This window comes from Streptomyces drozdowiczii (assembly GCF_026167665.1).
In the GTDB taxonomy this organism is placed as follows: domain Bacteria; phylum Actinomycetota; class Actinomycetes; order Streptomycetales; family Streptomycetaceae; genus Streptomyces; species Streptomyces drozdowiczii_A.
Map to the genome: position 1 here is coordinate 5,405,313 of NZ_CP098740.1, position 16,024 is coordinate 5,421,336.

General features: G+C 70.7%; 18 protein-coding genes and 1 pseudogene. 14 read left to right on the forward strand and 5 right to left on the reverse strand.

What is annotated here, in order from left to right:
* Positions 1–345 precede the first annotated feature (345 nt).
* On the forward strand, positions 346–1,293 hold the full coding sequence (locus tag NEH16_RS24525) for a heme o synthase (RefSeq protein WP_073968464.1): 948 nt from the start codon (positions 346–348) through the stop codon (positions 1,291–1,293).
* Positions 1,294–1,385: 92 nt separating this feature from the next.
* Positions 1,386–1,748, forward strand: coding sequence for a hypothetical protein (locus NEH16_RS24530; protein WP_265544974.1), 363 nt, complete (start codon positions 1,386–1,388; stop codon positions 1,746–1,748).
* Between the two features lie 84 nt (positions 1,749–1,832).
* Here NEH16_RS24530 and NEH16_RS24535 read toward each other — a convergent pair whose 3' ends face one another.
* The 3 genes from NEH16_RS24535 to NEH16_RS24545 all read right to left on the reverse strand — a co-directional run bounded on the left by NEH16_RS24535 (position 1,833) and on the right by NEH16_RS24545 (position 4,619).
* Entirely contained in the window at positions 1,833–2,846 is a 1,014-nt protein-coding gene (locus tag NEH16_RS24535) for a COX15/CtaA family protein (protein WP_265544976.1), read from the reverse strand.
* A 76-nt stretch (positions 2,847–2,922) separates the two neighbouring features.
* Positions 2,923–3,690 (reverse strand): ABC transporter permease, encoded by a 768-nt coding sequence (locus tag NEH16_RS24540; protein WP_265544978.1) that lies wholly within the window; start codon positions 3,688–3,690, stop codon positions 2,923–2,925.
* Positions 3,687–4,619, reverse strand: coding sequence for an ABC transporter ATP-binding protein (locus NEH16_RS24545; RefSeq protein WP_265544979.1), 933 nt, complete (start codon positions 4,617–4,619; stop codon positions 3,687–3,689). Before NEH16_RS24545 ends, NEH16_RS24540 begins: the two co-directional genes overlap by 4 nt.
* Positions 4,620–4,755: 136 nt before the next feature.
* On the opposite strand from NEH16_RS24545, the gene NEH16_RS24550 reads away from it, so the two are divergent.
* The 9 genes and pseudogenes from NEH16_RS24550 to NEH16_RS24590 all read left to right on the forward strand — a co-directional run bounded on the left by NEH16_RS24550 (position 4,756) and on the right by NEH16_RS24590 (position 11,764).
* Entirely contained in the window at positions 4,756–5,496 is a 741-nt protein-coding gene (locus NEH16_RS24550; protein ID WP_265544980.1) for a helix-turn-helix transcriptional regulator, read from the forward strand.
* Positions 5,493–6,914 carry a Fe-S cluster assembly protein SufB gene (gene sufB / locus NEH16_RS24555; RefSeq protein ID WP_073968337.1) on the forward strand — a complete coding sequence of 474 codons (1,422 nt, stop codon included), beginning with the start codon at positions 5,493–5,495 and terminating at the stop codon, positions 6,912–6,914. Before NEH16_RS24550 ends, sufB begins: the two co-directional genes overlap by 4 nt.
* A gap of 60 nt (positions 6,915–6,974) precedes the next feature.
* A pseudogene (gene sufD, locus NEH16_RS24560) lies at positions 6,975–8,155 on the forward strand (Fe-S cluster assembly protein SufD).
* Positions 8,155–8,472: a bifunctional 3-phenylpropionate/cinnamic acid dioxygenase ferredoxin subunit gene (locus NEH16_RS24565; protein ID WP_018555702.1), complete on the forward strand. Its 318-nt coding sequence runs from the start codon at positions 8,155–8,157 to the stop codon at positions 8,470–8,472. The pseudogene sufD and the gene NEH16_RS24565 overlap by 1 nt, the downstream one beginning before the upstream one ends.
* Before the next feature lie 7 nt (positions 8,473–8,479).
* Positions 8,480–9,244 (forward strand): Fe-S cluster assembly ATPase SufC, encoded by a 765-nt coding sequence (gene sufC, locus NEH16_RS24570; RefSeq protein WP_073968339.1) that lies wholly within the window; start codon positions 8,480–8,482, stop codon positions 9,242–9,244.
* Positions 9,241–10,497 carry a cysteine desulfurase gene (locus NEH16_RS24575; protein ID WP_073968340.1) on the forward strand — a complete coding sequence of 419 codons (1,257 nt, stop codon included), beginning with the start codon at positions 9,241–9,243 and terminating at the stop codon, positions 10,495–10,497. Before sufC ends, NEH16_RS24575 begins: the two co-directional genes overlap by 4 nt.
* A 21-nt stretch (positions 10,498–10,518) precedes the next feature.
* On the forward strand, positions 10,519–10,974 hold the full coding sequence (sufU, locus tag NEH16_RS24580) for a Fe-S cluster assembly sulfur transfer protein SufU (protein ID WP_073968341.1): 456 nt from the start codon (positions 10,519–10,521) through the stop codon (positions 10,972–10,974).
* Positions 10,971–11,309, forward strand: coding sequence for a metal-sulfur cluster assembly factor (locus tag NEH16_RS24585; protein ID WP_018104628.1), 339 nt, complete (start codon positions 10,971–10,973; stop codon positions 11,307–11,309). The genes sufU and NEH16_RS24585 overlap by 4 nt, the downstream gene beginning before the upstream one ends.
* A gap of 89 nt (positions 11,310–11,398) precedes the next feature.
* Positions 11,399–11,764 carry a VOC family protein gene (locus tag NEH16_RS24590; protein ID WP_073968342.1) on the forward strand — a complete coding sequence of 122 codons (366 nt, stop codon included), beginning with the start codon at positions 11,399–11,401 and terminating at the stop codon, positions 11,762–11,764.
* Here the strand turns inward: NEH16_RS24590 and NEH16_RS24595 are convergent.
* Positions 11,761–12,825, reverse strand: a complete 1,065-nt coding sequence (locus NEH16_RS24595; RefSeq protein WP_265544985.1) for a hypothetical protein — start codon at positions 12,823–12,825, stop codon at positions 11,761–11,763. The two genes, NEH16_RS24590 and NEH16_RS24595, sit on opposite strands and share 4 nt — an antisense overlap.
* A 77-nt stretch (positions 12,826–12,902) precedes the next feature.
* On the opposite strand from NEH16_RS24595, the gene NEH16_RS24600 reads away from it, so the two are divergent.
* Together NEH16_RS24600 and NEH16_RS24605 are read left to right on the forward strand one after the other, a co-directional pair.
* Entirely contained in the window at positions 12,903–13,223 is a 321-nt protein-coding gene (locus NEH16_RS24600; RefSeq protein ID WP_073968343.1) for a DMT family transporter, read from the forward strand.
* Positions 13,223–13,759, forward strand: coding sequence for a TetR/AcrR family transcriptional regulator (locus NEH16_RS24605; protein WP_265544986.1), 537 nt, complete (start codon positions 13,223–13,225; stop codon positions 13,757–13,759). Before NEH16_RS24600 ends, NEH16_RS24605 begins: the two co-directional genes overlap by 1 nt.
* A 7-nt stretch (positions 13,760–13,766) precedes the next feature.
* Here the strand turns inward: NEH16_RS24605 and NEH16_RS24610 are convergent, their stop codons facing one another.
* The gene (locus NEH16_RS24610) at positions 13,767–14,639 is read right to left on the reverse strand and encodes a winged helix-turn-helix transcriptional regulator (RefSeq protein WP_265544987.1); all 873 of its coding nucleotides are present in this window, start codon (positions 14,637–14,639) and stop codon (positions 13,767–13,769) included.
* 129 nt (positions 14,640–14,768) lie between these two features.
* Here NEH16_RS24610 and NEH16_RS24615 point away from each other — a divergent pair, with 129 nt between their 5' ends.
* On the forward strand, positions 14,769–16,016 hold the full coding sequence (locus NEH16_RS24615) for an MFS transporter (protein WP_265544989.1): 1,248 nt from the start codon (positions 14,769–14,771) through the stop codon (positions 16,014–16,016).
* Positions 16,017–16,024 lie beyond the last annotated feature (8 nt).

Here is a 16,024-nt window from a genome sequence, read left to right on the forward strand (position 1 = left end):
GTGCGGGCGGCCCGCGGAATCCGCCTCCCGTATGAGCGGAAGGGCTCACCGATGGGCTTCTCCGATGAGCGCGGAGACCCACTCCTGGGCGCTCCGAAGAGCGGTCCCGAGCGCGGTTGCGAAGGCCCCGGAAGCGGGTCGCGCGGACCCTGCGACACCAGTGCGTCACTCGTGCGTACGAGAGGGCTCGCGGCCGGGCCGGGGCGGCCGTCCGCGCCACATCAACACGACCCCACCCCCGCGAAGGGCGGCCTGTCCCCAACGTCTACAGTGGTCGGGTTCGCGCAAGTCTTTACTGGGCCCTCACGCCCGGAGCTTGCTGGGATTTCTCTGTCAGGGGTGTGCGTGACGGCCGTCGAGTCCCGACCCGCAGGGGTCGCCTTGACTCCGAGCCCAGGGGGCCAACGCCCATTCGGGGCCCGTGTCAAGGCATTCGTGGCACTGACCAAGCCTCGGATCATCGAGCTGTTGCTGATCACCACTGTTCCGGTGATGTTCCTGGCCGCTCAGGGTGTACCCGACCTGTGGCTCGTGCTCACTACCACCATCGGCGGCTATCTGTCCGCCGGCGGTGCCAATGCACTGAACATGTACATCGACCGCGACATCGACGCGCTGATGGACCGTACGTCGCAGCGCCCGCTGGTCACCGGCATGGTGAGCCCGCGCGAGTGCCTGGCCTTCGGCATCACCCTCGCGGTGGTCTCGACGGTCTGGTTCGGGCTGCTGGTCAACTGGCTGTCGGCGGCGCTGTCGCTGGGCGCCCTGCTCTTCTACGTCGTGATCTACACGATGCTGCTGAAGCGCCGCACCGCGCAGAACATCGTCTGGGGCGGCATCGCGGGCTGCATGCCGGTCCTCATCGGCTGGTCCGCCGTGACCAACGAGATGTCCTGGGCCGCGGTGATCCTCTTCGCCGTCATCTTCTTCTGGACGCCGCCGCACTACTGGCCGCTCTCCATGAAGGTCAAGGACGACTACGCCCGGGTCGGCGTCCCGATGCTCCCGGTCATCGCGTCCAACCGGGTGGTCGCCCGCCAGATCGTCGCCTACAGCTGGGTGATGGTCGCCGTGTCGCTGCTCCTCACCCCGCTGGGCTACACCGGCTGGTTCTACACGGCCGTGGCGCTGCTCACCGGCGGCTTCTGGCTCTGGGAGGCGCACGCGCTGCTCAGCCGGGCCAAGGCCGGGGTGACGGGCGCGAAGCTCAAGGAGATGCGGCTGTTCCACTGGTCCATCACCTATGTCTCGCTGCTCTTCGTGGCCGTGGCGGTGGACCCCTTCCTGCGGTAGGACCCCAGCTCCGTCCGACGGGCGGGGAGCGTGGCCGATGCCACGCTCCCCGCCCGTCGCCGGTTGATCTACCCGCCGGTAGCATCCTGTCCATGGCAGAGACGGCAGAGGCTGAGACCCAGCAGGTGGACGGCAGGCGGGCGGCGCGCGCGGAGCGCGGGGCGGCCCGGCTGGCCAAGCAGATCGGCGCCTTCGCGAAGGCGCACGGCGGCGCCGAGGGGCAGGTCGCCTACCTCGGGCAGATGGGCGCCCGCATCGTCCTGGTGGGCGAGGACGGCGAGTGGGGCGATCTGGTCGCCCCCTCGTACGAGATCGCCGAGAGCGCCGTGCGGAAGTCCGGGATCACGCTCCACGAGTCCTTCGACGGCGAGTTCGCGGCGAAGGTGCGGACGGGCCCGTACGAGTGGTCCCGGATGGCCGGCATCCAGGTCGGCGGCCCGTCCAACGCGGCCTGACACCACGAACGGACCGGGGCTCCCGCTCCGACGGCGTACAGCCGTGGAGCGGGAGCCCCGGTCCGTTCTGCGTGTGTGCCCGGGTCAGCCGGCCGCGGCGGGCTCCGCCTGCTCGACCGCCGGTGCCGGCACCCCGGCGACGGCGACCGGCCGCTCCCGCAGCGACAGCAGGACGCGTACGACCCCGATCCACACCAGGCACGAGCCGAACATGTGGACGCCGACCAGGATCTCCGGCGTATCGGTGAAGTACTGCACATAGCCGATGACGCCCTGGGCCATCAGGATCAGGAACAGCTCACGCGTCCGGTGCAGCGGCCCGACCGGCGCGTCCACGGCCTTCAGGACGAACCAGAGCGCGACGGTCAGCGCCACCACGACCCAGGCCAGGTCCGCGTGCAGCTGGGCGACCATCTTCCAGTCGATCGGGATGCGGTGGACGTCGCTGGAGTCGCCCGCGTGCCGTCCGGCGCCCGTGACCACCGTGCCCACGGCGATCAGGAGCCCCGCCGCGACGGCCAGCAGCCAGGCCAGCTGAGCGACCGCCTTGCCGACCAGCGGGCGCGGCGCCTCGTCGCCCTCACGGATCCGCTGCCAGGTCACCAGGGCGACCGTGAGCAGCGCGGTGGACAGCAGGAAGTGCGCGGCGACGGTGTACGGGTTCAGCCCGACGAGCACGACGATGCCGCCGAGCACCGCGTTGCCCATCACGATCCAGAACTGGACCCAGCCGAGCCGGGTGACGCCGCGCCGCCAGGGCTTCGCGGACCGGGCCGCGATGATCGCCCACCCGACGGCCGCGCACAGGACGTACGTGAGCATGCGGTTGCCGAACTCGATGGCGCCGTGGAAGCCCATCGCGCTCGTCGCCGTCAGGCTCTCGTCGGTGCACTTGGGCCAGGTCGGGCAGCCGAGGCCGGAGCCGGTCAGCCGGACGGCGCCGCCGGTCACGACGATGACGACGGCCATCACGACCGCGGACATGGCCGCGCGGCGCACCGTCCGGGGCTGGGGCGTCCAGCGCTCGGCGATGTACAGCAGCGGATTGCGCAGGGCTTGAGCGACGTCGGCTCGGGTCAGCTTGGGCACGCGCACCATGGTAGGCCGCCGCTTGTGCAAGCTTTCACGAGGGGGACGAGTTGCCTGAAAACGGCGACGGAGCGCGTCTGGGGGCTCACTCCCAGCGGAAGAAGCGGGCCGCCGCGCCGAGTCCCAGCACCGTCCAGACCGCGAGGATGCCCAGGTCGCCCCACGGCATCCCGGCACCGTGCTGGAGGACGTCCCGCAGCCCGTCCGAGAGGGCCGCGATGGGCAGCAGGCCCAGCACCGACTGCACCGCGTCCGGGAACTTCTCCAGCGGCACGATCACCCCGCCGCCCACCAGGAGCAGCAGGAAGACCAGGTTGGCCGCGGCGAGCGTCGCCTCCGCCTTCAGCGTCCCCGCCATCAGCAGCCCGAGCCCCGAGAAGGCGGCGGTCCCCAGCACCAGGAGCAGCAGCACCGCGAACGGGTTGCCGTGCGGCGACCAGCCGAGCGCGAAGGCGATCACCGTCAGCAGGACCACCTGAAGGACCTCGGTGACCAGCACGGACAGGGTCTTCGCGGTCATCAGCGCCCAGCGGGGCAGCGGTGACGCGCCGAGCCGCTTGAGCACCCCGTAGCGCCGTTCGAAGCCGGTGGCGATGGCCTGTCCGGTGAAGGCGGTCGACATCACGGCCAGCGCCAGCACGCCGGGCGTCAGGAAGTCGACCGGCTCGCCCGCGCCGGTGTCCACGATGTCCACGGAGCTGAAGAGCACGAGGAGCAGCGTCGGGATGACCACGGTCAGCAGCAGCTGCTCGCCGTTGCGCAGCAGCATCCGCGTCTCCAGCGCGGTCTGCGCGGCGATCATGCGCGGCAGCGGGGCGGCGCCCGGCCGGGGGGTGTACGTACCGGCGCTCATGCGCGCAGCTCCTTGCCGGTCAGTTCGAGGAAGACGTCCTCCAGGGTGTGGCGCTCCACGGAGATGCCGGAGGGCATCACGCCGTGCTGCGCGCACCAGGAGGTGACGGTGGCCAGCAGCTGCGGGTCGATCCCGCCGGTGATGCGGTACGCGCCGGAGCTCAGCTCGTCCGCCTGGGTGCCGTCCGGCAGCGCCTTGAGCAGCGAGCCGAGGTCGAGCCCGGGGCGGCCGGTGAAGCGCAGGGTGTTCTCGGCGCCGCCCCGGCACAGCGCCTCGGGGGAGCCCTGGGCGACGATCCGGCCGGCGTCGATGACGGCGACCTCGTCGGCCAGTTCCTCGGCCTCGTCCATGAAGTGGGTGGTGAGCACGGTGCTCACGCCGTCGGCGCGCAGCTCCCGGACCAGGTCCCAGGTGGAGCGGCGGGCCTGCGGGTCGAGCCCCGCGGTCGGCTCGTCCAGGAAGACCAGCTCGGGCCGGCCGACGACCGCCATCGCCAGGGCGAGCCGCTGCTGCTGGCCGCCGGAGAGCCTGCGGTAGGCGGTGCGGCCGCAGGAGCCGAGGCCGAGGCGCTCGATCAGGGCGTCGACGTCGAGCGGGTGGGCGTGCAGCTTGGCCGTGTGGCGGAGCATCTCGTCGGCGCGGGCGCCGGAGTAGATCCCGCCGGACTGGAGCATCACGCCGATCCGGGGGCGCAGCCGCGCGGCGTCGGCGACGGGGTCGAGGCCGAGGACCCGGACCGTTCCGCCGTCCGGGCGGCGGTAGCCCTCGCAGGTCTCGATGGTGGTGGTCTTGCCGGCGCCGTTGGGGCCGAGCACGGCCGTGACCGCACCGGCCGGGATCTCCAGGTCGAGGCCGTCCACCGCGGTCTTGTCGCCGTACCGCTTCACCAGGCCGCTGATCCGGACGGCCGGGCGGGGCTCGCTGTTCATGGCAAACGAGTGTAGGCAGCGCCCCGGGAATGCCCGGCCCCGGGGCTTGATTAGGTAACCCTAAGTGATGGAAAGCACCGTTGATCGTTTCGGACCGTGGTTGTCAGGGCCGGAGGAATTACGCAACAATGGCGTTGTGAAATACGCGGGCGAGGCTCCTCAGGAGGAACTCGCGACCGGTGAGCGCTCGACGCGCAACCGCGTCGCGCGGTCCATCCTGGACCACGGCCCGTCCACCGTCGCGGAGCTGGCGAAGCGGCTGGGGCTCACCCAGGCCGCTGTCCGTCGCCATCTCGACGCGCTCACCTGCGACGGCGTCGTGGAGGCGCGCGAGCAGCGGGTCTACGGGGCGCGGACCCGGGGCCGTCCGGCCAAGGTCTTCGCCCTCACCGACTGCGGCCGGGACGCCTTCGACCAGTCCTACGACACGCTCGCCGCGGACGCCCTGCGCTGGATCGCCGAGACCGCGGGCGACGAAGCGGTCATGGCGTTCGCCAGGGCCAGGACCGCCGAGCAGTCGGCGGCATACCGCGCGGCGATCGAGGCCGCGGACCCCGAGGCACGCACGGAGGCGCTGGCCAAGGCGCTGTCCGCCGACGGGTACGCTGCTACGGCGCGCAGCGCGCCGGGCCCGCAGCAGGGTGAGCAGCTGTGCCAGCACCACTGCCCGGTCGCGCACGTCGCCGAGCAGTACCCGCAGCTGTGCGAGGCGGAGACGGAGATCTTCTCCAGCCTCCTGGGGACCCATGTGCAGCGTCTGGCCACCATCGCCCACGGCGACGGGGTGTGCACGACGTACATTCCGCGCAGCGGACACCCCACCCCACAGACCACCGATTCAGCATCTGCAAGCACGGCCGGGAGGAACCCCGCATGACGCTCCCCACGGAGACTGCCCACCCTGAGCTCGAGGGCCTGGGCACGTACGAATTCGGCTGGGCCGACTCCGACGCGGCAGGCGCGGCGGCCAAGCGCGGCCTCTCCGAGGCCGTCGTCCGCGACATCTCGGAGAAGAAGAACGAGCCCGAGTGGATGCTGAAGCTGCGGCTCAAGGGCCTGCGGCTCTTCGACAAGAAGCCGATGCCGAACTGGGGCTCGGACCTGTCGGGCATCGACTTCGACAACATCAAGTACTTCGTCCGCTCGACGGAGAAGCAGGCCGCGTCCTGGGACGACCTGCCCGAGGACATCAAGAACACGTACGACAAGCTCGGCATCCCCGAGGCGGAGAAGCAGCGCCTCGTCGCCGGTGTCGCCGCGCAGTACGAGTCCGAGGTCGTCTACCACCAGATCCGTGAGGACCTGGAGGAGCAGGGCGTCATCTTCGTCGACACCGACACCGCGCTGAAGGAGCACGAGGAACTCTTCAAGGAGTACTTCGGCACCGTCATCCCGGTCGGCGACAACAAGTTCGCGTCGCTGAACACGGCCGTGTGGTCCGGCGGTTCCTTCATCTACGTGCCCAAGGGTGTCCACGTCGACATCCCGCTCCAGGCCTACTTCCGTATCAACACGGAGAACATGGGCCAGTTCGAGCGCACGCTGATCATCGTGGACGAGGACGCCTACGTCCACTACGTCGAGGGCTGCACCGCCCCGATCTACTCCTCCGACTCGCTGCACTCCGCGGTCGTCGAGATCATCGTGAAGAAGGGCGGCCGCTGCCGCTACACGACGATCCAGAACTGGTCGAACAACGTCTACAACCTGGTCACCAAGCGCGCCGTGGCCTACGAGGGCGCGACCATGGAGTGGGTCGACGGCAACATCGGCTCCAAGGTCACCATGAAGTACCCGGCCGTCTACCTGATGGGCGAGCACGCCAAGGGCGAGACCCTGTCCATCGCCTTCGCGGGCGAGGGCCAGCACCAGGACGCCGGCGCCAAGATGGTCCACATGGCCCCGAACACCTCCTCCAACATCGTCTCCAAGTCGGTGGCGCGAGGCGGCGGCCGCACCTCCTACCGCGGTCTGATCGAGATCGGCGAGGGCGCGCCGGGCGCGAAGTCCAACGTCCTCTGCGACGCGCTGCTCGTGGACACGATCTCCCGGTCCGACACCTACCCGTACGTCGACGTCCGCGAGGACGACGTGTCGATGGGCCACGAGGCGACCGTCTCCAAGGTCTCCGAGGACCAGCTCTTCTACCTGATGAGCCGCGGCATGACCGAGTTCGAGGCCATGGCGATGATCGTGCGCGGCTTCGTCGAGCCGATCGCCAAGGAGCTCCCGATGGAGTACGCCCTGGAGCTCAACCGGCTGATCGAGCTGCAGATGGAGGGTTCCGTCGGCTGATACGCCGCCGAACGCGTCCTCGAAGAGTTCTTGACTGAGAAAGCGAGCACTACGACAGCCATGGCTGAGGCTCAGAACATCCCCGCGGGGTCCACCACCGCCGGTTCCATCGCGGTGGCCGCGGAGTCGACCGTCGCCACGCGCATGAGCGCCCCCCCGTCCTTCGACGTCGCGGACTTCCCCGTCCCGCACGGCCGCGAGGAGGAGTGGCGGTTCACCCCGCTGGAGCGGCTGCGCGGCCTGCACGACGGCACCGCCGCCGCCACCGGCAGCGGTGTGAAGGTCGCCATCGAGGCCCCGAGGGCGTCACGGTCGAGACCGTCGGCCGTGACGACGCCCGGCTGGGCAAGGCCGGCAAGCCGGTCGACCGGGTGGCCGCGCAGGCGTACTCGTCCTTCGAGCAGGCCCACGTCGTCACGGTCCCCAAGGAGGCCGTGCTGACCGAGCCGATCCGGATCGCCGTGCACGGCGAGGGCGGTGTCGCCTACGGCCACCAGGTCGTGGAGCTGGGCCCCTTCGCCGAGGCCGTCGTCGTCATCGACCACACCGGTGACGCGGTGCTCGCCGCCAACGTCGACTACGTCCTGGGCGACGGCGCCAAGCTGACCGTCGTCTCCGTGCAGGACTGGGACGAGCGCGCGGTCCACGTCGGCCAGCACAACGCGCTGGTCGGCCGGGACGCCTCGTTCAAGTCCGTCGTCGTCACCTTCGGCGGCGACGTGGTCCGGCTGCACCCCCGGGTCGCGTACGCGGGAACCGGCGGCGAGGCCGAGCTGTTCGGCCTGTACTTCACCGACAAGGGCCAGCACCAGGAGCACCGCCTCCTGGTCGACCACAACACCCCGCACTGCAAGTCCAACGTGGCCTACAAGGGCGCGCTCCAGGGCGACGAGGCGCACGCGGTGTGGATCGGCGACGTGCTCATCCAGGCCGCCGCCGAGGGCACCGACACCTACGAGATGAACCGCAACCTGGTCCTCACGGACGGCGCGCGGGTCGACTCCGTGCCGAACCTGGAGATCGAGACCGGCGAGATCGTCGGCGCCGGCCACGCCTCCGCGACCGGCCGCTTCGACGACGAGCAGCTGTTCTACCTCCAGTCCCGCGGCATCCCGGCCGAGGAGGCCCGCCGCCTCGTCGTGCGCGGCTTCTTCGCCGAGCTGGTCCAGCAGATCGGTCTGCCGGACGTCGAGGCCCGGCTGCTCGACAAGATCGAGGCCGAGCTGGAGGCGTCGGTCTGATGGCCTTCGTCAAAGCCTGTGCGCTGAGCGAGCTGGAGGACGACACCCCCAAACGGGTGGAGCTCGACGGCACGCCGGTCTCCGTCGTCCGCACCGAGGGCGAGGTGTTCGCGATCAACGACATCTGCTCGCACGCGAACGTCTCGCTGTCCGAGGGCGAGGTCGAGGACTGTTCGATCGAGTGCTGGCTGCACGGATCGAGCTTCGACCTGCGCACCGGCAAGCCGTCCGGCCTTCCCGCGACGCGCCCCGTCCCCGTATACCCCGTCAAGATCGAAGGGGACGATGTGCTCGTCTCCGTCACCCAGGAGTCCTGAGTCACCCATGGCAACGCTTGAAATCCGCGACCTGCACGTCTCCGTCGAGGCCGACAACGCCACGAAGGAGATCCTCAAGGGCGTCGACCTGACCGTGAAGCAGGGCGAGACCCACGCCATCATGGGCCCCAACGGGTCCGGCAAGTCCACCCTCGCGTACTCCCTCGCAGGCCACCCCAAGTACACGATCACCAGCGGCACGGTGACCCTGGACGGCGAGGACGTCCTGGAGATGTCCGTGGACGAGCGGGCCCGTGCCGGCCTGTTCCTCGCCATGCAGTACCCGGTCGAGATCCCCGGTGTCTCGGTCTCCAACTTCCTGCGTACCTCCGCCACCGCCGTCCGCGGCGAGGCACCCAAGCTGCGTACCTGGGTGAAGGAGGTCAAGGAGACGATGGCCCAGCTCCAGATGGACCCGGCCTTCGCCGAGCGCAACGTCAACGAGGGCTTCTCCGGCGGTGAGAAGAAGCGCCACGAGATCCTTCAGCTGGAGCTCCTCAAGCCGAAGGTCGCCATCCTGGACGAGACCGACTCCGGCCTGGACGTCGACGCCCTGCGCATCGTCTCCGAGGGCGTCAACCGGGTCCGCGAGACCGGCGAGGTCGGCACCCTGCTGATCACGCACTACACCCGGATCCTCCGGTACATCAAGCCCGACTTCGTGCACGTCTTCGCCAACGGCCGGATCGCCGAGTCCGGCGGCGCCGAGCTCGCCGACAAGCTGGAGAACGAGGGCTACGAGGCATACGTGAAGGGTGGCGCTGCCGCGTGACATATCTGCCGGGCCTCCTCGACACCGAGGCGATCCGCAAGGACTTCCCCCTCCTGGACCGCACGGTCCACGACGGCAAGAAGATCGTGTACCTGGACAGCGCGGCGACCTCGCAGAAGCCGCGCCAGGTCCTCGACGCCCTGAACGAGTACTACGAGCGGCACAACGCCAACGTGCACCGCGGGGTGTACACGATCGCGGAGGAGGCCACGGCGCTGTACGAGGGCGCCCGTGACAAGGTCGCCGCCTTCATCAACGCGCCCAGCCGCGACGAGGTCATCTTCACGAAGAACGCCTCGGAGTCGCTGAACCTCGTGGCCAACATGCTCGGCTGGGCCGACGAGCCCTACCGGGTCGACCACGAGACCGAGATCGTCACCACGGAGATGGAGCACCACTCCAACATCGTTCCCTGGCAGCTGCTCTCGCAGCGCACGGGCGCGAAGCTGAAGTGGTTCGGCATCACCGACGACGGCCGGCTCGACCTGTCCAACATCGACGAGATCATCACCGAGAAGACGAAGATCGTCTCCTTCACGCTGGTCTCGAACATCATGGGCACGCACAACCCGGTCGAGCGGATCGTCCGCCGCGCCCAGGAGGTCGGTGCGCTCGTCTGCGTCGACGCCTCCCAGGCGGCCCCGCACATGGTGCTCGACGTGCAGGCGCTCCAGGCCGACTTCGTGGCCTTCACCGGTCACAAGATGGTGGGCCCGACCGGCATCGGCGTGCTCTGGGGACGGCAGGAGCTCCTGGAGGACCTGCCGCCGTTCCTGGGCGGCGGCGAGATGATCGAGACCGTGTCGATGCACTCCTCGACCTACGCCCCCGCGCCGCACAAGTTCGAGGCCGGTACGCCCCCGATCGCCCAGGCCGTCGGCCTCGGCGCGGCCGTGGACTACCTCTCCTCGATCGGCATGGAGAACATCCACCGCCATGAGCAGGCCATCACCGCCTACGCGGTGAAGCGGCTCCTGGAGGTGCCGGACCTCAGGATCATCGGCCCGGCCACCGCGGAGGACCGCGGCGCGACGATCTCCTTCACGCTCGGCGACATCCATCCGCACGACGTGGGGCAGGTGCTGGACGAACAGGGCATCGCGGTCCGGGTCGGCCACCACTGCGCCCGCCCGGTCTGCCTGCGGTACGGAATTCCTGCGACGACGCGAGCGTCGTTCTATCTGTACTCCACGCCCGCCGAGGTCGACGCCCTGGTGGACGGCCTGGAACACGTCCGGAATTTTTTCGCCTAGACGCGGCTGGGGATTGAACTCGTGAAGCTGGATTCCATGTACCAGGAAGTGATCCTGGACCACTACAAGCACCCCCACGGGCGCGGTCTGCGGGACGGCGACGCCGAGGTGCACCACGTCAATCCGACGTGTGGTGACGAGATCACGCTGCGGGTGCGGTACGACGGCGAGACCATCGCCGACGTGAGTTACGAGGGCCAGGGCTGCTCCATCAGCCAGGCCAGCGCCTCCGTGCTGAACGAGCTGCTGGTCGGCAAGGAACTGGGCGAGGCGCAGAAGATCCAGGCCGCGTTCCTGGAACTGATGCAGTCGAAGGGGCAGCTGGAGCCCGACGACGCGATGGAAGAGGTGCTGGAGGACGCGGTCGCGTTCGCCGGTGTCTCCAAGTACCCGGCCCGGGTGAAATGCGCGCTGCTGAGCTGGATGGCGTGGAAGGACGCGACGGCGCAGGCGCTGTCCGAAGGGAAGACCGCATGAGCGACAACGAGACCGTGACGACCAAGCCGGCCTCCGAGGAGGAGGTCCGCGAAGCGCTGTACGACGTGGTCGACCCCGAGCTGGGCATCGACGTCGTCAACCTGGGGCTGATCTACGGCATCCACATCGACGACGCCAACATCGCCACCCTCGACATGACCCTGACGTCCGCGGCCTGTCCGCTGACCGATGTCATCGAGGACCAGGCGAAGTCCGCGACGGACGGCATCGTCAACGAGCTCCGGATCAACTGGGTCTGGATGCCGCCGTGGGGCCCCGACAAGATCACGGACGACGGCCGCGAGCAGCTGCGCGCGCTGGGCTTCAACGTCTGAGATCCGCGTACCACCCGAAACGGCCCCGGCTTCCCGCCGGGGCCGTTTCGGCGTTGTGGGCGCACGGCCCGCCGGGCAGACTGTCGCCCATGGCTCTTCGCTTCTACCAGCTCGCCGTCGATGCCCACGATCTGCCCGCCCAGGCCCGCTTCTGGTGTGCCGCCCTGGACTGGCGGGTGCTCTACGAGGACGAGGACGAGATCGTCATCGGGGCCGACGAGACCGCGCTCCCCGGCATCTGCTTCCTGCCCGTGCCCGAGGACAAGGCGGTCAAGAACCGGCTGCACATCGACCTCTCCCCGGACGACCAGGCGGCCGAGGTCGAGCGGCTGATCGGGCTCGGCGCCCGGCGCATCGAGGTCGGCCAGCCGTCCGACGTGACCTGGGTGGTGCTGGCCGACCCGGAGGGCAACGAGTTCTGCGTACTGCGCCCGAAGAAGACGCTGACCGACTAGGGCCTGTCCGGCGGAGGTACGGAGGCGGCCTCGGCGAGGACCGGGGCCAGGTTTTCGGTGCGGATGCGGCGGTCCACGTACAGCAGGCCCGTCACCAGCGGCGGGAACACGGCGACGACCAGCTGGCCCACGAGCTGGCCGAGTGCCGCGAGGACCAGGTAGCCGCCGAGGGCGGTGATGATCGCGGCCGGGTGCGTGTGCTCGTCCACGGTGGTGGTGCCCAGTGCGCCGGTGAACATGCCGAGCAGGTTGAACGGCAGCTGGATGATGTAGCCGACCGTGGAGGCGATGACGCTCGCGAGCAGCATGATGCCGAAGATCCGCCACCAGTCGCCGCGCACCAGCAGGGCGGAGCGGCGCAGCGAGGCCATCGGGCCCTGGTTCTCGAAGACGGCGGTCGCGGGGGCGAGCGCGAGCCGCACCCAGAGCCAGAGGACCAGCGGGACGAAGGCGAGGAAGCAGACCGCGCCCACGACGATCAGCGCCACCGCGCTCCCGCCGCCGTCCGTGGCGACCGCGGCGATGATGCCCGCGGTGAGCGCGCCCACCGCCAGCACCATCGGCACCATGGTGATCAGCCCGACCAGCAGGAGCGTGCCGATCACCGCGGGCGTCCGCGCCCAGGCCCGCCGCCAGACCGCCGAGAAGGTCGTCGGCCGGCCCAGCACCGCGTCCTGGAGGACCGCCGGCACCGCCGCGTAGACCACGGCCGAGGCGAGCACCATCGCGAGGATGCCGAGCAGCACGATCACGCCGAACGCGACGACCACCGGGACCACGTCCCCCGCGGGGGCGCTCTCGCCGTCCTCCAGCGCGAACAGCCGGTCCAGATGGTCCGAGACCGCCCCGTACGCGACGGCGACCGCCACACCCACCAGCACCAGCGCCCCGCCGTACAGCGTCGCGCCCACCGCGAGGAGCTGCTTCCAGTAGCGGCCCAGCGTCGAGAAGGCGCCGTTGAATATGTCCCCGAGCTTCAACGGCCCCAGGGGTATGACCCCCGGCTTCGGCGGCGCCCAGCCACCGCCGCCCCAGCCGCCCCACCCTGCGTCCTGCGCCACTGCTGCTCCCGCCCGTCTGTTCGATCACGTACTGAACGGACCACGGTAGCGGCAAGCCGTTGCGTACACTTGTACACATGGGATACGGACTGCTCGCCGCGGCCATCGCGGCGGAGGTGGCGGGGACGACCGCCATGAAATACAGCGAGGGATTCACCCGGCTCTGGCCCTCCCTGATCACCGTCGCCGGCTATCTGCTCGCCTTCTCCCTGCTCGCCCAGACCCTCAAGACCCTCTCCGTCGGCACCGCCTACGCGATCTGGGCGGGCGTCGGCACCGCGGCCGTGGCGCTCATCGGGATGTTCTTCCTGGGGGAGTCCGCGAGTCCGCTCAAGGCGCTCGGCGTGCTGCTGGTCATCGCCGGTGTGGTGGTGCTCAACCTGGGCGGGGCGCACTGATGGCGCGGCGGTACGACCCCGAGCGGCGCGACCGGATCATCGACGCGGCGATCCGGGTGGTCGGCGGGCGCGGGATCGCCGGGCTGAGCCACCGCTCCGTCGCGGCCGAGGCCGATGTGCCGCTGGGCTCGACCACCTACCACTTCGCCTCGCTGGACGAACTGCTGATCGCCGCCCTGCGCCGGACCAACGAGAACTTCGCCGCCGTCCTGCGCGAGAGCCCCGCCCTCGCCGACCCGGAGGCCGACCTCGCCGCCGAACTCGCCCGGCTGCTCGGGGAGTTCTTCGCGGGCGGGCGCGGCCGGGCCGAGCTGGAGTACGAGCTGTATCTCGCCGCCGTGCGCAGGCCCGCGCTGCGCCCGGTCGCCGCCGAGTGGACCGACGGCGTGACCGCCCTGCTCCGGCCGCGCACCGACCCGGCCACCGCGCGCGCCCTGGTCGCCCTGATGGACGGCATCTGCATCCAGGTGCTGCTCACGGGCGGCGCGTACGACGAGGCGTACGCCCGCGAGATGCTGGGCCGGGTCGCGGGCTGAGGGCCCGTCAGGGCCGGGACACCGCCGCCAGGGCCGCCCGCACGCTGTCCTCGATGTCGGTGACCGGGTACAGCACCTCGCGGACCGTGCGGTCCCGGTCCACCACCAGGGTCAGCCGCTTGGCGCGGACGATGCCGCCGGCCCGGAACGTCGGCAGGCGCAGGGCGGCGGTCAGCTCCAGGTCCGCGTCGGAGAGGAGCGGGAAGCGCAGGTGCTCCGCCTCGGCGAACGCCGCCTGTTCGTCGGGGCGTTGGGTGGAGACGCCGTGCACGCTCGCGCCCGCCGCCGTGAAGTCGGCCAGCTGGTCGCGGTAGGTGCAGGATTCGAGCGTGCAGCCGCGGGCGCCGGGGATGCCGGACCAGCCCGGGGGGTAGGACTCCTGGCGGGCGTAGGCGCCGGGGAAGAAGTACAGGACGGTGTACGGGGTGTCCGCCACCGGGTCCCGGCGCTCGCCGTCGGCCCCCGGCAGGGTCAGCTCCGGCACGCGCGTCCCGCGCAGCGCGTGCACGCGTGCGGCCTCCCGCGAGGACTCCTCCGTGGTCGCCATCGTCTCCCCGTCTCCCATCACCCAGGTGTCGCCCCAGTCCTGGAGCGCGATCAGTACCGGCAGCAGGGCGCGGCCGCGCGGGGTCAGCCGGTACTCGTACCGCACCGGCCGCTCCTGGTACGGCTCGCGGGAGAGCACCCCCGCGTCGACCAGGAGCCGCAGCCGTTCGGTCAGGACCTTGCGCGAGACGCCCAGTTCGCGCTGGAGGGCGTCGAACCGGTGCACGCCGCGCGCGGTGTCCCGCACGATCAGCAGGGTCCACCAGTCGCCGACCACGTCGAGCGCCTGCGCGATGGCGCAGTCGGCATCGGCCTGGCTGATGCGCTGGGGCATGGGGCCTCCTCGGTGGTCCGGGGCTGCCATTCAACTCCATCGGTCCGCGTTGACCTGCGGAATCCATGCTGCCATAGTCAGTTCCCAAAAGGAACTCACTCGGGTTCCGTTCGGGGGAGGGGTGTTCGGATGGGGATGCTGACGGGCGTTCCGCGCACGGTGCGGCTGCTGGCCTTCGGGGTGTTCTTCAACGCGGTGGTGAGCTTCACCTTCGTCTACCTCTTCGTCTATCTGACCGGCCCGCGCGGGCTCTCGGTCGCCCAGGCCGGGCTGCTCACCGGCATCGGCGGCGTCGGTCTGGTCGCGGGGAACTTCACCGGCGGCTGGTTCGGCGACCACTACGGACACCGCCGGATGCTGCTGCTCGGCTCCTGCGTGAGCGGTGCGGTGCTCGTCGCCCTGCCGCTGCTGCCGCTCGCCGCGCTGTACGCCGCGCTGCCGCTCGCCCAGTACGCGAGCGGCGTCGTCCGCGCCGCGAACTCCGCGCTGGTCGCCGTCTCCGTCCCGGAGGGCGGCCGGCGCCAGAGCTTCGCCCTGACCCGCTTCGCCTCCAACGGCGGCTTCACGCTCGGCCCGCCCGCCGGAGCGCTGATCGCCGCCCGCTTCTCGTACGACTGGCTGTTTCTCGCCGACGGCGCGGGCACCCTGCTCTTCGCCTGCTACGCGGCCCGCATCCTCCCCGCCCGGGGCACCGCGCACTCCCGCCCCGCGCCCCCGCCGCCCGGCGCCCCGGGGCTCCGGCGCGAACTGCGGTCCAGGCCCGCCGTGCCGGTCCTGCTCGCCGCGATCGTCTGCGTGGACCTCGTCTACCGCCAGCAGTACTCCACCCTGCCCGTCTTCCTCGCGGACCACGGCCACTCCACCGCGTTCTACGGCTGGCTCATCGCCGTGAACGGCGGGGTGATCCTCTGCCTGGAACTGCCCGCCGCCCACGCCCTGCGCGCCCGCGCCCCGCTCGGCATCATCGGCGCCGGACTGCTGCTGGTCGCGGCCGGGTACGCGCTGCTGATCCCGGGCGCCGGGGCCGGGTACGCCGTCCTGATGATGGTCTCCCTCACCCTCGGCGAGATCCTGTACAAGACCCCCGCCACGGCCTACGTCGCCGACCAGGCGCCCGCCCACGCGCAGGGCCGCTTCCAGAGCCTGTACGCGGGCGCCTCGATCAGCGGCCAGGTCCTGGCCCCGCCGCTGGGCGGTGCCCTCTACACCGCCGCGCCCGCGCTGCTCTGGCCGGCCTGCGCGGTCCTGGCGGGGCTGGCCGGGTGCGCGGTGCTCGCGGCCCGGCGGCTGCCGGTGCCGGTCGCGGTGATCCCGGTACCGGCGGCGCGTCGCCCGGACGCTGAGACCGGTTCGCCCGCGCGGCCCCGGTCCGGTTAGGTTTCTGG